Origin of the sequence: Methanocorpusculum bavaricum DSM 4179 (assembly GCF_000430905.1) — an archaeon.
Lineage (GTDB): Archaea > Halobacteriota > Methanomicrobia > Methanomicrobiales > Methanocorpusculaceae > Methanocorpusculum > Methanocorpusculum parvum.
The window spans coordinates 22935-36582 of record NZ_AUMX01000003.1 but is presented as its reverse complement, the minus strand read 5'-3'; the positions used below and the strand labels follow the sequence as shown (position 1 = coordinate 36582).

17 protein-coding genes are annotated in these 13648 nt (G+C 50.1%); 5 read left to right on the top strand and 12 right to left on the bottom strand.

Annotation, left to right across the window (positions count from 1 at the left end; all coding sequences use genetic code 11):
* Positions 1-12: 12 nt before the first annotated feature.
* The 12 genes from mtrA (H575_RS03200) to mcrB form a co-directional block, all read right to left on the bottom strand.
* The gene (mtrA, locus tag H575_RS03200) at positions 13-753 is read right to left on the bottom strand and encodes a tetrahydromethanopterin S-methyltransferase subunit A (RefSeq protein WP_042697860.1); all 741 of its coding nucleotides are present in this window, start codon (positions 751-753) and stop codon (positions 13-15) included.
* Positions 754-763: 10 nt separating this feature from the next.
* Positions 764-952, bottom strand: a complete 189-nt coding sequence (locus H575_RS03195) for a tetrahydromethanopterin S-methyltransferase subunit F (RefSeq protein WP_042697857.1) — start codon at positions 950-952, stop codon at positions 764-766.
* A gap of 1 nt (position 953) precedes the next feature.
* Entirely contained in the window at positions 954-1691 is a 738-nt protein-coding gene (mtrA, locus tag H575_RS03190) for a tetrahydromethanopterin S-methyltransferase subunit A (RefSeq protein ID WP_042697854.1), read from the bottom strand.
* Position 1692: 1 nt separating this feature from the next.
* Positions 1693-1989 (bottom strand): tetrahydromethanopterin S-methyltransferase subunit MtrB, encoded by a 297-nt coding sequence (mtrB, locus tag H575_RS03185; protein ID WP_042697851.1) that lies wholly within the window; start codon positions 1987-1989, stop codon positions 1693-1695.
* A 17-nt stretch (positions 1990-2006) separates the two neighbouring features.
* Positions 2007-2852, bottom strand: coding sequence for a tetrahydromethanopterin S-methyltransferase subunit MtrC (mtrC, locus tag H575_RS03180; protein WP_042697848.1), 846 nt, complete (start codon positions 2850-2852; stop codon positions 2007-2009).
* 10 nt (positions 2853-2862) lie between these two features.
* On the bottom strand, positions 2863-3726 hold the full coding sequence (gene mtrD, locus H575_RS03175; RefSeq protein WP_042697845.1) for a tetrahydromethanopterin S-methyltransferase subunit D: 864 nt from the start codon (positions 3724-3726) through the stop codon (positions 2863-2865).
* Positions 3727-3728: 2 nt separating this feature from the next.
* On the bottom strand, positions 3729-4616 hold the full coding sequence (gene mtrE / locus H575_RS03170; RefSeq protein ID WP_042697842.1) for a tetrahydromethanopterin S-methyltransferase subunit E: 888 nt from the start codon (positions 4614-4616) through the stop codon (positions 3729-3731).
* A 450-nt stretch (positions 4617-5066) separates the two neighbouring features.
* Positions 5067-6773, bottom strand: coding sequence for a coenzyme-B sulfoethylthiotransferase subunit alpha (gene mcrA / locus H575_RS03165; RefSeq protein WP_042697841.1), 1707 nt, complete (start codon positions 6771-6773; stop codon positions 5067-5069).
* A 5-nt stretch (positions 6774-6778) separates the two neighbouring features.
* A complete protein-coding gene (mcrG, locus tag H575_RS03160) occupies positions 6779-7543 on the bottom strand; it encodes a coenzyme-B sulfoethylthiotransferase subunit gamma (protein ID WP_042697838.1) in 765 nt (254 codons plus the stop codon).
* Positions 7544-7554: 11 nt separating this feature from the next.
* Complete coding sequence (gene mcrC / locus H575_RS03155; protein ID WP_042697836.1) at positions 7555-8178, bottom strand: methyl-coenzyme M reductase I operon protein C; 624 nt, start codon at positions 8176-8178, stop codon at positions 7555-7557.
* Between the two features lie 2 nt (positions 8179-8180).
* Complete coding sequence (gene mcrD / locus H575_RS03150) at positions 8181-8654, bottom strand: methyl-coenzyme M reductase operon protein D (RefSeq protein WP_042697833.1); 474 nt, start codon at positions 8652-8654, stop codon at positions 8181-8183.
* A gap of 38 nt (positions 8655-8692) precedes the next feature.
* Positions 8693-10006, bottom strand: a complete 1314-nt coding sequence (mcrB, locus tag H575_RS03145) for a coenzyme-B sulfoethylthiotransferase subunit beta (RefSeq protein ID WP_042697830.1) — start codon at positions 10004-10006, stop codon at positions 8693-8695.
* Positions 10007-10496: 490 nt separating this feature from the next.
* Between mcrB and trmY the strand changes: the two genes are divergently transcribed.
* The 5 genes from trmY to H575_RS03120 are packed head-to-tail and all read left to right on the top strand — an operon-like array spanning position 10497 to position 13644.
* A complete protein-coding gene (trmY, locus tag H575_RS03140; RefSeq protein ID WP_042697827.1) occupies positions 10497-11084 on the top strand; it encodes a tRNA (pseudouridine(54)-N(1))-methyltransferase TrmY in 588 nt (195 codons plus the stop codon).
* A gap of 30 nt (positions 11085-11114) precedes the next feature.
* Positions 11115-12350 (top strand): tRNA pseudouridine(54/55) synthase Pus10, encoded by a 1236-nt coding sequence (locus tag H575_RS03135; RefSeq protein ID WP_042697824.1) that lies wholly within the window; start codon positions 11115-11117, stop codon positions 12348-12350.
* A 2-nt stretch (positions 12351-12352) separates the two neighbouring features.
* On the top strand, positions 12353-12649 hold the full coding sequence (locus H575_RS03130; protein WP_042697821.1) for a 50S ribosomal protein L21e: 297 nt from the start codon (positions 12353-12355) through the stop codon (positions 12647-12649).
* 38 nt (positions 12650-12687) lie between these two features.
* A complete protein-coding gene (locus tag H575_RS03125; RefSeq protein WP_042697818.1) occupies positions 12688-13056 on the top strand; it encodes an RNA polymerase Rpb4 family protein in 369 nt (122 codons plus the stop codon).
* A gap of 9 nt (positions 13057-13065) precedes the next feature.
* Positions 13066-13644: a DUF655 domain-containing protein gene (locus tag H575_RS03120; protein ID WP_042697815.1), complete on the top strand. Its 579-nt coding sequence runs from the start codon at positions 13066-13068 to the stop codon at positions 13642-13644.
* The last annotated feature ends 4 nt before the right edge of the window (positions 13645-13648 follow it).

The window sequence follows — 13648 nt, the reverse complement described above, 5'->3', positions numbered from 1 at the left end:
ATTGGCACCTCATTACATGAATAATAACCCTGACATCCAGTAAATGATTACCAGGAAGGCAATGATACCTGCTACAAGTCCGTAGAGGATACCGATGTCACGGCCAATTTTTCTTCCGACACGCATCGCAATTTCTGCGTCCGTGAACTCAATCTTTTGCTCGATTGCATCAAGACGTTTCTCGATCTCGAGGAACTGGGGGTTGGCGCTGGCAACCGTTGCACCGCCTTCTGATCCGCCGGCGTCATCAGTCAACTGAATGACGATCGGGTCAGCAGCGAATGCTCCGGGGTCGCGGGCCTTGAGCTCGTTGATCTTTGCGGAGATTTTACCGATGTCTTCGGTCTCCATGATGTTTACGAGTTCAATCTGTTCCTGGAAACGTTTGATGTGTTCTGCCGTCAAGTTCTCAAGGAACGGAATAGCACCGGTAGAACCGACGATCTTTCCGCCTTCAACTCCATTCTTGTGCATTGCTTCGATGGACTGACCCGAAAGGTGACCTTTCACTTCAGTTCCACAGAGCAGAACAAACCGGATGTTTGGGTTTGAAATGACGTTTGCAACAACTTTCTCGATACCGAGGTTCTCAGTCTTACAGGAACCTGCAAGAGCTGCGCCTGCGGCACAGATTCCGGCTTCATCAAGGTGGGAACCCATGGTGATAACAGCGACTGGGCTGTTTGCATCACCGGTGTGGTAATCTCCCTGAATGATCGGCCATCCATTTGCTGGTGATTTTTTATCTGCCATTTTTTTCACCTCAGAGTAACACCAGCGCTGGTACAAGAATCAGGACGAGAGCAAGAACGAGACCTGCGGCAAAGCCAACAAGACCGGAACTCGAGATTGCAGAGTCGACCTTGTTTGTTCTGGCAAGAATCTGGCCCTTGTATCTGATATTATCCACCATCTTGTCGATGGCGGCCATTCTAATAATCGAACCTGCCATTTTAGATCACCTGGACACCGATAAGTGCGCCGAGAATAACCAGAGAGATGATCAAACCGATCATGAGACCTTCGATCTTGCCTCCGTAGAGACCGGATGCGAATCTGTTGCGGTAACCGATGTCGGTAACCATCATCTGGATAGCTTTGATGCGGGCGGTAATGAGTGCCATTTCGCCGGTCAAAGGTTCTTCTGCTCCGGATTCGGCACCTGATGCTCCATCTTTATCATCATCAGACAATTGGACGACCATCGGGTCTGCACCGAATGCTCCGGGATCCCGGGCCTTGAGCTCGTTCATTTTTGCGGAGATTTTACCGATGTCTTCGGTCTCCATAATATTTACGAGTTCAATCTGTTCCTGGAAACGTTTGATGTGTTCTGCCGTAAGGTTCTCAAGGAACGGAATCGCACCGGTAGAACCGACGATCTTTCCGCCCTCAACACCATTTTTGTGCATTGCTTCGATAGACTGACCCGAAAGGTGACCTTTCACTTCAGTACCGCAAAGCAGAACGAAACGGATGTTCGGATTCGAAATGACGTTTGCAACGACCTTCTCGATACCGAGGTTTTCTGTCTTACAGGAACCTGCAAGAGCTGCACCAGCGGCACAGATTCCAGCCTCATCAAGGTGAGAACCCATGGTGATAACAGCGACGGGGCTGTTTGCATCACCAGTGTGGTAATCACCCTGGATGATCGGCCATCCGCTTGCCGGGGATTTCTTGTCTGCCATTTTAGATACCTCCGAAGTAGAGGGCAAATGTAAGGACGAAGGCCACAAACAGACCGACAGCAAGACCATACCAGAGAGAGGTAACCATACCTGCTTTCATGAGGGTCTTTTCACGGCCGGGGAAGCTGTTTAAGAAGTTGCCTTCACCCGAAAGCATGCCGACAAGATCTTCAGCGATTGTTTCGAGTTCTGCCACCTGATCGATGACCGGCTGATATGATACGCCGGCAGTCGTTACGATACCTGCTATTGGATCAGCTACGAGGCCAAATTCCGGTAATACTAATACATATCCCATTTTTGTTTCCTCCTAACTTACTCCTCCGCATCGGAGAACGGCTTGGCATCAAGCCAGGCTGCTGCATCGCGTTTGGATAAAGCGATGTATTTGACATAGGACACTGCCCATCCGATGAGAGCCACGATAAGTGAGATCCAGGCCGCTGCCAGTGAGACAAAGACGAAGGAGATCACTGCCATGATGATCATGGAAAGGAAACCGCACTCGATTGCGAGCATATTGGTTCTGTCCTGTTTCTCGCCCGGACCGAGACATGCATTGAACGGGTGCTGGAGAGCGATGGCGCCGAGCATGAATGAAACTGCAATTACACCTGCACCAAGATAGGATGCATTGTATACAGTGACACCGAGGATCTCGATGGTGGCGATTCCAGTAAAGCCAACGGTTCCGGTTGCAACAACGCCAAAACCCATAAGGGCAAGGGCGCCGACTGCGGCGAGTTCTGCAATACTTCTGGTCATAACCGGGATCTTCATGTTCAGAACGGAGTTTGAGATCCATCCAAGGAAGAGACCGACGATGAGAGCGATTACTAATGCTGCTACAGGTATGATCCAGATGCTGAATCCGCCAAGGGTGGACGCAAAGAGCAGGGCGATTAAACCAGATCCGAATGCGAGCATACCGGCAGACGGAACACCGGTTCCGATACCATAGCTGCACAGCTTTTTAATTGTGCTGTTACCCCAGATAAGGGCGCCGACTGCTGCAAATCCACCAAAGAATGCAAGGTAGTCAACACCGATTACTGTACCGATGATTGCGATGTAAAGGGATACCAGTGAAATAACGGCTCCAATGATCATGACTTTGTCATGTGGAATGCCGTCGTGGGATGCTTCAACTTTTACTGACATTTTTTACACCTTAGAATAATGCCACCACCAGCATTGCAACGAGACCGCAAACAGATGATGCTAAGATTGCGGCGACGATTGCACGGGGGAAACGTTTGAACTTCGGGTCGTGAGGGCCTTCAATGGTTCCGGTGATGTTGTATGCAGAAAGTACTGCGATAACAAGGAACATACCGATTGCAAAGATGCCGGCAAGACCAACAGAGAGCATGTTGATGTCTTCTGCGCCAACAAAACCAAGTGCCGGAAGACCGGCGTTGTAGAAGTTGAGAAGTTCAACGTAGATGAGTGTTCCGCCAAGACCGCCGAAAAGACCGCCGATGACACCGCCAACATAAGAAATGAACGGTAAACCGTGACCTTCGGTTCCCTGGGATTTGTATGCTGCCTGTAAGTCACCAGTGATTGGGTCTTTCAGGACCTTACCTGATGCTGCGGGGATACCCATGCCGAAGACATAGGAGATGTTCACCATAAGACAGGTGATTGCCATCATTAATGCGCCGCCGATCGCTCCACTGGCGAGTGCGACTCCAAGACCTAACTCTGCTGCCCATGCTCCTCCAAAGAGTCCTGCAAGACCTGCACCAGTTGCAAGCATTGCGACACCGGTAGCGATACCGGGTGCCTGACCCATTGCTGCCGGCGCTCCGCCGACGGGAACAAAGTGAACACCAAAAGCGATTAAGGCTGCACCAAGAATGATCAGACTCAGCGTCTGAAGCACGTACATTGCACCGCCTGCGAGGATGCCGGCACTTCCAAGGAAGTAAGCAACACCAACGAGAACGATGGCAATGATGATTGCGATGACCGAAGGAACGGGCTGGAATGAGCCGGCGTTTGCTCCGGGTTTAGCTGCAATTGCACTCATATTCAGGCCTCCACGGTGTAGGGTCCGTAGTTCTTACGTGCCCAGACTTCAACGTAACGGTCGATGATCATGAAGATGATGATAACAAGTGCTCCGACGATAACGGCACCCCATCCGGCGAGGTAGTCCTCGAAGATGATTGTACGCCAAAGTTCGAAGAACACGATCAGACCGAAACAAAGACCGGAAGCGGGTCCACCGAATTTTGCGGTGAAGAAACCGTTGTCGATCGAGCTTCTCTGTCCGGCTTCTGCATAACGAACGATGTTACCTGATGCAGAGATTGGGACACCAGCACCGAATTTCTGGTTCTGATACTGACGCTCTTTACCATAGTACGGGTTTCCGGTTGCAGAACCTGCTGCACCAAGGGCAAGACCCCATACGATACCGAGAAGCGGAAGAGCAAACGGATGACCGATTACTGTCATCATAAGGTAACATACAGTTACCGTTGCGAAGATAGCTACGAATGCGTGAGCCATAGTCACGGTCGTTACTGATTTAACAACATCAATAAAGACCGGCTGTCCGAACTTGGAAAGACTTGCGGTTCTTCCAAGGTATGCAGTAGTTGCGTAAACTCCCTGCACAAAGGTTGCGAGAACTGTTCCGAAGATGATTGCGAGGATTGCATTCACTCCTAACATAAGGAATGCCCATGCAACACCACAAGCAAGGGTCACCCACAGGGTGTATGCCGGTGGTTCCCCACTCACTGCCTTGTTATAGATACGGTGAGTGTATCCCATCTGCGGTGCGAGCTGGACCTGAGAGTTCGGGTCACCTTGTGATCCGATGTTGGACTCAGTATCTTCGGCTGCACCGGCAACCGCTGCGAGAGCTCCCGCAAGGGCAGTTACTCCAATGCCGATTATAATTTCTTGCATGTAAGATTCTCCCTTGAGTTTTGTTTCCCGATCGTGGATAACTGATCAGGAACCTAATATGTTTCAGCATTCTAACTGAAACGAAGGATGCGTCTCAAGTGTTCGTTTAACGTTACCACTCTAAAGAATGGAGTACAAAGTGTGGACAAGTATTCTGTTTACTTTCAGAGATATATAAGACATGCGAAAAATGCGTGAGATACTGACGGAGATGACGTTTTTTACTAAAATACTGCCGGAAAATCTGCGAATTAACGCCAGTTTATTTGTATTAATAATGATGGAGTTGATTAAGTAAAGTGAAGTTTACTTCAAAACAGGTATTTTTGATGAGATACGTGATATAATACCTTTGTTGTCGGATATTTTCGCACACAGCATATAAAGAAAAGAATCGTCTGCGCGTTTTAACCTAGGAAAAAAGAAAAAATTGAGTGGTTAGGTAACCACTTACTGTGCCGGGATGATGAGAGATCTCTCGCCAGCGGGCATGAATTCGCGGATTGCTCCTTTGGCGAAGCATTCACGCGGGTGAGCGAAGTCGAACTTCAGGGCCGGGTCTGCGAAACAGATCTTGATCAGCGGGGAGAGGGTCCATGCATCGCCGCGGCCGAAGTGGGCTGCTGCTGCGATGGCTGCGTATTCTCCCTGGTGACCGACGTTCATTGCGTAGTTCGGGTAGTTTGGTCCACGGAACTCGCCGATACAGCCTTCATCAGGTCTGATGGACAGAGAGTTTGCGGAACCGCACTGGTCCTGCAGATCGTAGCCGAAGAAACCAAGTCTGGACCATCCGTCCTTGTGCATAAGCATGGACAGATACCAGGCGTTGAGACCGGCGTTCGAGTTTGCCGTTGCAATTGACGTGGTGATACCGGATGCGGCTGCAAGAACAGATGCACGCTGGGATCCACCGAAGTGGTCTTCCATCATGGTCGGGAACTGTTCATACTGTTCCATACCGTAAAGGTTGACTTCGGTTGCAATGTCGTTGACAACTTCCTGCGTTGCTTTGACTTTGTCTTTCGGGTTCGGGTTCTTCCAGTCGATCTTGTACTTGTCGTGGATGTAGTCCATTCCGCTGTAGATAAAGTCATCAAGGACGTTATCCGTGTATGCTGCTGTTGCATACTGGGTGAAACCGACACCACCGGACATATAGGATCCGAGCCAGATCTGGTCGAAGAGCATGGCGCCTGCACCGACGTTTTCCAGTGCTGCTTTTGCCGGGTCGTTTGGATTGACACGGTCAGCCTGGATCATATCGGAGAAGTTACCAAAGAGCATTCCTCCGGGCTCGTTCGGGCCACGTGCACGGCGGGCCGGCAGGTGGTGGGCCATGTTGATGACACCAGCGTGCTTTGCTGCAAAGGACAGGTCAGCGACTGCTGCTTCACCGGCGCACATACGGTAGGCTGCAATGAAGGACATACCGATCTGCATGGCGGACCAGCGGGAGGTAGTTCCACCATCACAGGTACGGCCGACGATGGTCGGCATGTGGACGCACTGCCAGAGGGATTTGCCGACTGCTGCCTGGAGGGCTTCAGCCTGCTTCTTCGGGAAGAGCTTTTCTACATCGATGACGAACTGGGGCTCGAGGTTGTCGGCGAGTTCCTGGTCACCGGTAAATACACGGACGTAACAGTCGTCGGTAAGTCCCGGGTGGGTCTCGACCATGTGTTCCTGAACGACGGCGCCTCCGGGCATTGCGTGGTTGACGACGTGGAGATACTCGTTGATGGTTTCAGGAGTAACTTCCTTGCCGAGACGCTTCTGCAGGGTCTGGTGGGCCATGTCCATGGACACGATTACGGTTCTGCGGATATCATCCCACATCTGCTGCATGGCAGCATTGTTGACGAAGTGCAGGTCATCACCCTCAACGAAGGTTCCGGTGCCGGAGACTTCGTAGGTCATCAGCTGGCGCTGACCCATCGGGATACCACCAAGGTGGCAGCGGTTCGGGTCATACATGGAGATTCCACGGGCAGCTTCGATCTTCTTGTTCTCGGCCATGAACTCCTTCTTACGGGGGGACTGTTCAAGACCGTTGAATTTATAGAATTCAGTGGAAGTGGAGGAAACGTCCTGTTTGGGGAACTTCTGCTTGAGTGCATCAAGGAAAAGTTTCTGGGTCTTTTCTACTTTTGCCATATTACTCAGGCCTCCTTGGGCATGAATCCGTATTTCGTACGGAGGGCGTGGATACGCTGAACGTATGCAACATATTCACTGTCAGAACGGAATGCCGTTCCGACAAGGGAGTGGAACATCGGGGTGTTCGCTTTGAGCCAGGCTGCGTCCATCGGTTTGCCGACAGCGACTTTGCGGTCGAGTGGGACACCGACCTGGTCTTTGATGTATTTTACAACACCATCTTTGTCGAGGATGCAGCGCTGGAGCATATCGAACATCATACCGTTCTCTGCGAGACGGAGTGAGTGTCCATGCACGGTTGCACCGCGGATACCGGTGGTTGCCGGGTCGAAGATGGCGGTCTCGATAAGCTCGCGTGCGTATCCTTCAAGGTCACGCTCACGGCACTCGACGATCTGACGGCCGGAGAGAGTTCCCGGGTCGATACCGCGGAAACGGTAGCATTCGAGATAGGTTCTCTGGTAAGGCTGACAGGGTGCGTTCAGCATAGAATCAGCGAACTGAATGTATCTGACACGGTCACCTGCTTTTGCGCCTTCGGTCGGTTTTACGATTTTACGGATCGGGCAGTCGGGTTCACCCTGCTCTGCGAGCGGGGGGTGTGCGGACGGGTATGCCTGTCCTGGTGCACGGTGTCCCATAATAAGGACGATATCCTCATCAGTGACGCTGCGAATCTTTTCGAGCTTTACGTTCGGGTTCATCTGGTTGCGACGTACTTCCGCAACTTTGGAGGTTCCCGGACCATACTGTGGTTTGTATGCCATAGTTTGTTCACCTAGTTTGTAGATTTAATAATTCTGAGTACTTCATGAATGACATCTGACATAGCCACACGACTTGGCGTCTGTCCCCGGGTTATCCCGGTAACAAGTCCCATTACCGTGCCTTTGGTCCGAATGTCATCTGGTTTTGGCATTACGTATGCGGTCTTAACACCGGCTTTTGCAAGATCCTCATAATCAACCGGAGCCTGGCAGACGACAACAGCATTTACGCTGCATTCCTGCAGGATCTTTCTTGATTTGTGGACCACATGAGACCGTATGTTTCCGTGGTGAAGAACGGCAACTTTGTGACGTTCTATCTGTTCTATCTCGCGATCGAGAATTCCGAAATTTGAGCCGAGTGCTACCCCGCCGATATCCGCATCAGGTGGAACTCCGCTGCCTGCGTTCAGCACCAAGGTACTTACGCTGTATTCGATCCCCTGCTGCCGCAGTGCTGACGTAATATCGCAGACAGGTTTTGTAATATGTCTCCGGCCTGGAGACATGCCCACGATGATAACATCAGGATTTTTACATTCAGAGATGGTTCCCCTCTGAGCAAGAGATCCCCCCTTGCCCATACCCATACTCTGTCTGCAGTCGACGAGTTGTGTTACACGACCAAGCGGCATTTTTATTTTGTTCCCTGAAGGATGATAGGGCGCTGTTTGCTTTTTGGATCGCTCATTCCGAGAATTCGTTTGTCATCGACAATACCGTATTTAGCATAGTCGGTGGTAGTCATGTTCGACCGCATATAGGTACCTTCGGTGATACCATACGGGAATTTGTCAGCGAAGACCTCATCACATGCCGCCTTGACAAGCGGAATCACAGAAGCATCTTCCAATTCAAGAAGAATTGCACCGACCTGAACGTGGAGAAGATAATCTTCACCGCAGACTTTTATGATGCGCCGATGCGAGTTGTCATTGATCTCGCCTCTGGCCGGACCGTAAGGTACGGTAGCCGGAAGGTTTGGACCATTGAGGACCAGACGGCGTATCCCATCTATTGCGCAGATTTTATCGAGAAGAATCTCGGTAGTTTCCGGATTCAGAAATCTCGTGGGGACGATTCTTAGTTGTGGATATGTTGTTTCTGTCATTCTAGTTCCTTTCCGCCTAAGCGGAAATCAGTACAGGTTTAAACTGCTTTTGCAATTGCCTGGAGCGGGTGGGCGAACTCATCGATCTGACCGAAGGTCTCACCATAGATCTTGGCGGTTCCTTCCGGAGAGAACATCTGAGTACCTGCATCAAGTGCACATGCTGCAACGATACAAGGCATACCGACACCTGCTGCGTGGCGGGTAACGACGTGGTTTCCGTTGAAGATACCAGGTCCTCCTCCACCATAGATGGAGTGGCTGAAGAAGGAGAAACCGACTGCAACACCCATCGTTCTTCCGAAGTCAGATCCCGGAAGTCCGGTTTCGTGTTCGATAAGGTCGTTGAAGTACAGTAAGGTCGAGGATACTGCCTGGGCGAAACGTCCGGCACCACAGTTTACCATGGTTGCTGCAAGCGTTCCGGCAGAGGTGTATGCGTTCCAAAGCATTGGGTCTTTGGTCTCGTAGGGTTTGAAGTAGCCGCCTTTTGCTGCTGCACCCTGTTTGATGACTTTATCTTCGACTGCACGCTCGACTAAGGACTGGACAACAGTACCGACAGTTCCCGTCTGACCGTTCTCTTTTACAAGATCGTAGACGATGTTGTTGGCATTGAGACCCTGGTAAGCGAGCAGTAAGAGCTGTGCACGCTCGAATGGACCGATAGCGGCACCCATTTCGAACTCTCCTGCCTGTTCAAAGACGGCAGTGAGGGCTGCACCCTGCATAGCATTCTTGTGGGTGATCATAACAGACTGGTTTGCCGGAATGTTACGAAGTGCATATCCAAGAGACTCATTGTTCTGCGGGATGGACATGATCATGGAGCAAGCTCCGCCTGCCATATCCATAGTGACCGGGTAGGTACCGTATGCTGCTGCTTTGACAGTGTTTGCGTTGAACATGTCAACGTTGAACTGCTCAACAACTGCGTAGGTCGTTGCTGCTGCTACAGAGGTAAGAGCTGCATCGTAGGTCGCAGCTGCTGCAATACGTGCCGAGGGCACTTTGACGAGCAGAAGTTTTCCGCCGTTGTAGCGTTTGATCACTGTGTCGTCGCCTGCTTCAACAGAGACGTACTCTTTGATCTTTGCTTCGATAGCGTCGATGTTGCCGACGATATCAAGGTTGAGTTCACGGCCGAGGATCTGCTGGTGCTTACCGATCTTACCGGTCTTTAAAGCCTCCTGCATACCGCCGAGGTTGACTGCGACGGTCCTCTTGGTGTCGTCGATGATTTTCTTTACTGCCGGGTTAACCAGCGGGCTGATCTTTTCGAGTGCGACATTGCTCTTTAAGAGCTTGCCGTTGTCGTCGTAAAGGTCGATTACATCTTTGTATTTTGCCATAATTTTTCCTCTTTTGTAAGGTGATTGGATTGGCTGTTTTACCGTTACTTATACTGAAAATACCTGCTTGTTACTGAATAGAAACGCTGATGGTCAGTGACGGTTGCTTTTTTCACGTCCACGGCCCGGTTTTTGCAAACCTACAGGCCAGGCAGATAGCCATTGTCTGGATATCCGCCCCCTCTCGGGACATTTACACTGTTTCTTTGTGTCGGGATATAAGTATTATCTTTAGAAGAGAGATTAAGTGATTTAGTGTACATTCCTGATATTTTGACGAATTTTGCCAGTCAGAGCATATTTCAAGGGTGTTTTCATTCACAGGGATTTTTTACGTGCGTGAAAAAGTACATTTGTAATACTTTATTTGCTCAATTAGTTCTCTGCGTGATATTTCAGTATGCGCCCTAGAAATTTGCAGAAATCATCATCCTTTACAACAATCCCGGATGAACTTTTTTCACCCCTCACACCCAACCATAGTATCACAATGATAAGGTTTGCAGTAATAGGACACAAAGCAGTCACAACACCCGACTTCTCACTAAACGACATGCCGGGAGGAGCCGGACGGATGGATGTTTTATGCAGATGCATCAACGCCTCATTTTTTCTCAGCCATGACCTGCGGCGAAACACCGAATGTTTTCTTATCCTGAAAGGAGGAGAACAGGCCGACCCTGAGAACACAGTCACCCTCCGGTTTTCCGGTGAAAAGATCAAATCCCTCAACCCCGACGAGCGAAGTGCCGGTGCACTGATCAAAAAAGCACTCGTAACTATTCCTGAGGAGGAATACCAGCGGGCAGCTCCGGGAATATCCATTAGAAAAAGCGGGCTTTCCAAACTTCTTCAAGAACACCCCTTCGCCGTCCTTGATGAAAACGGCGAAGACATCCGAACAGCAAAAATCCTTCCGGAAAATTTCATATTGAGTGATCATCAGAACTTCACCGAAGAAGAAATGGACCTTATCAAAGACCTCCCGAAATACTCAGTCGGCCCCCGTGTCCTCCATGCAGATCACACGATCACCGTAATCTTAAACGAGTTTGACCGCCGTGGAGAACAAGCCTAAATGGTTTCCCATCCAATATAACAGAATCAAATGCTTGAACTCGTCAACACCATATTAGAGTACGGCGATATCTGCGATCACTGCCTTGGCCGGCTGTTCGCAAAAAAATCATTCGGACTCACCAACGAAGAGCGGGGCCGTTCCCTTCGGATAGCTCATGCCCTTGCGTATAATATCCCCTACAAACCCTATGAAAAAGGAACCTGCTGGGTCTGTAACGACTTATTCGATACGATTCCCTACTGGGCTGAGAAAGCAGCAGCAGCCGTACAAGGAATCGACCACGAGACATTCGTCATAGGCACCCGCGTTCCCCCGATGATGGCTGAATCAGAAGAGATGCTCTGGTCCGACCTTTCACTCGAAAACCCCGAACCCCTCAAATCCGAGATGAACCGTGAAGTCGGAAAAGCAGTTTCCGCTCTCACCGGCAAACGCGGGAATCCGAAAAATCCCGAGGTCACCATCGTTTTGAATATTGCCGACGACTGTGTCGAAGTCCAGATCGCCTCATTATACTTCTACGGCAGGTATCTGAAATATGAACGCGGGATCCCGCAGACCCACTGGGACTGCCGCGCATGCAAAGGGAGAGGATGTGAAATCTGCAGCTTTACCGGTAAACAATACCCCACATCAGTGGAAGAACTCATTGCAGAAGTCCCAAAACAGATTTTCGAAAGTGACTGCGGGGTCCTGCACGGAGCGGGAAGAGAAGACATCGACGCAGTCATGATCGGGACCGGAAGACCCTTTGTTATGGAGATGCAGAACCCGAAAAAGCGGACATATGACATAAAAGAACTGGAAAAAGCGATAAACGAGTCTGCAAACCCCAGAGTAGGGGTCGTCCTTGAAAGCTGGTCCGACAAAAAAACCGTGGAAATGCTTAAATCAAACAAAGGGCATAAAACATACAGGATTCTAGTCTCAATAGATGACAGTATCTCTCTGGAAACTGTTCAGAATGCCGTATCCAAGCTCAAAGGAGCCTGGATTGATCAGCGCACGCCTGAACGGGTCTCGCACAGACGTGCAGACCTCGTTCGAAAGAGACAGGTCATTGACATAGGAGTTCTTGGTGTGGAAAACGGCCTTTACCGGCTTGAAGTGCTCGGTGAAGGCGGCCTCTACATCAAAGAGCTCGTATCAGGAGACGGGGGTCGAACGACCCCCAGTCTTGCTGAAATCCTCGCCGTTCCGGCTAAAGTCGTCGAATTAGACGTGGTGCAGGTCGACGGATTACCAAATATTGGAGATGAGTAAACATGGCAAAGCACAATGGAATTAAAAAACGAACAAGATATAAGTTACAGAAAACCCTGCGCACCCGCGGAATGCCCAACGTGACCAAGGTCATTCAGAACTTCGACGAAGGACAGAAAGTTCACCTTGTCTTAGACTCAAGCGTTCAGAAAGGACAGCCCCACCCGAGATTCCACGGCAAGACCGGAACGATCATCGGCAAGAGAGGCAGAGCCTGGCTCCTTGAGATCAAAGACGGCAATGCAACCAAAACAGTCATTGCAAGACCGCAGCACCTCACGGCGCAGAAATATAATTAACCCCCAAATACTTATTTTACATTTATCAGGAGTCTCGCATGAAAGTAAAGAAAATTATCAGTGAAGATATGATGACCCTTCCGGAGCTTCGCGTAGAACTTATTGCTATCCGCGAAAAACGCTCGGTTGGAGAACTGGATGATGAACCATCCCGGAGCATATCATACGAACTGCGTAAGAGTATTGACCATGCAGACAGTCTCAGTAAATGCAGTGTTGAAACGGCAAAGTCACTCCTTGTTGACCTTGCCTCAATGGAAAAAACGAAACCGGAGATCGCCTGCAGGATCGTCAACATTATGCCGCAGAGCCGTGATGAGATCAGAGCGATCTATGCAAAAGAGCGGTTCACCCTTCTTCCAGAAGATTTAGATCAGATTCTTGACACTCTGCACAAATACGAGTGAGTGGTAGCGATGCCGCCAAAGACTGAGAGGACCGATAAAAAGGAAGTCGAAGCTGTAGTCCTTGACTATCTTCAGTGGGGATATGCAAGCGACAGACGTCCGTTGAATCAGCGCGAGTCGATTATTATCGCAGTCGGCACTGACCAGTTCAAACTTCTCGAACTCATCGCAAAAAAAGACGTCGCGATCAATCTGCACGACAAAGTCTACATCGGCGAAGAGGAGAGAAAACATGTCGAGCGGGTAAAACGCCGGCTGTCCTATGACGAGCTGACGCCGACCGCGAAAGGCGAGCTTGAGCCGGTAGTTGAAAAGATCATTGCAGCGTCTGAAGGCAGGTTCGTGGAGTTCTACAACACCGCTGTTCCCATCAGCCTCAAGATGCATATGTTAAATCTCCTCCCCGGATTCGGAAAGAAAACCCTTACCGACACCCTGGAAGAACGCCAGAAAAAACCGTTTGAGAGCTTCGAGGACATCCGCACCCGGGTCAAGACCCTCCAGAAACCGGAGAAGTTTATCCGTGAACGGATCATGCTCGAACTTGAGAATCCGGAAGAGAAGTATCATCTCTTTACCTCAAAATAATCTT

Excerpts from the sequence above, each read along its gene's own strand:
- mtrA (WP_042697860.1), bottom strand. The coding sequence starts at position 753 with ATGGCAGATAAAAAATCACCAGCAAATGGATGGCCGATCATTCAGGGA.
- mtrD (WP_042697845.1), bottom strand. The coding sequence starts at position 3,726 with ATGAGTGCAATTGCAGCTAAACCCGGAGCAAACGCCGGCTCATTCCAG.
- H575_RS03120 (WP_042697815.1), top strand. The coding sequence starts at position 13,066 with ATGCCGCCAAAGACTGAGAGGACCGATAAAAAGGAAGTCGAAGCTGTA.
- H575_RS03130 (WP_042697821.1), top strand. The coding sequence starts at position 12,353 with ATGGCAAAGCACAATGGAATTAAAAAACGAACAAGATATAAGTTACAG.
- mtrA (WP_042697854.1), bottom strand. The coding sequence starts at position 1,691 with ATGGCAGACAAGAAATCCCCGGCAAGCGGATGGCCGATCATCCAGGGT.
- mcrD (WP_042697833.1), bottom strand. The coding sequence starts at position 8,654 with ATGACAGAAACAACATATCCACAACTAAGAATCGTCCCCACGAGATTT.
- mcrB (WP_042697830.1), bottom strand. The coding sequence starts at position 10,006 with ATGGCAAAATACAAAGATGTAATCGACCTTTACGACGACAACGGCAAG.
- mcrA (WP_042697841.1), bottom strand. The coding sequence starts at position 6,773 with ATGGCAAAAGTAGAAAAGACCCAGAAACTTTTCCTTGATGCACTCAAG.
- mcrC (WP_042697836.1), bottom strand. The coding sequence starts at position 8,178 with ATGCCGCTTGGTCGTGTAACACAACTCGTCGACTGCAGACAGAGTATG.
- H575_RS03135 (WP_042697824.1), top strand. The coding sequence starts at position 11,115 with ATGCTTGAACTCGTCAACACCATATTAGAGTACGGCGATATCTGCGAT.
- mcrG (WP_042697838.1), bottom strand. The coding sequence starts at position 7,543 with ATGGCATACAAACCACAGTATGGTCCGGGAACCTCCAAAGTTGCGGAA.
- trmY (WP_042697827.1), top strand. The coding sequence starts at position 10,497 with ATGATAAGGTTTGCAGTAATAGGACACAAAGCAGTCACAACACCCGAC.
- mtrC (WP_042697848.1), bottom strand. The coding sequence starts at position 2,852 with ATGTCAGTAAAAGTTGAAGCATCCCACGACGGCATTCCACATGACAAA.
- mtrB (WP_042697851.1), bottom strand. The coding sequence starts at position 1,989 with ATGGGATATGTATTAGTATTACCGGAATTTGGCCTCGTAGCTGATCCA.
- mtrE (WP_042697842.1), bottom strand. The coding sequence starts at position 4,616 with ATGCAAGAAATTATAATCGGCATTGGAGTAACTGCCCTTGCGGGAGCT.
- H575_RS03195 (WP_042697857.1), bottom strand. The coding sequence starts at position 952 with ATGGCAGGTTCGATTATTAGAATGGCCGCCATCGACAAGATGGTGGAT.
- H575_RS03125 (WP_042697818.1), top strand. The coding sequence starts at position 12,688 with ATGAAAGTAAAGAAAATTATCAGTGAAGATATGATGACCCTTCCGGAG.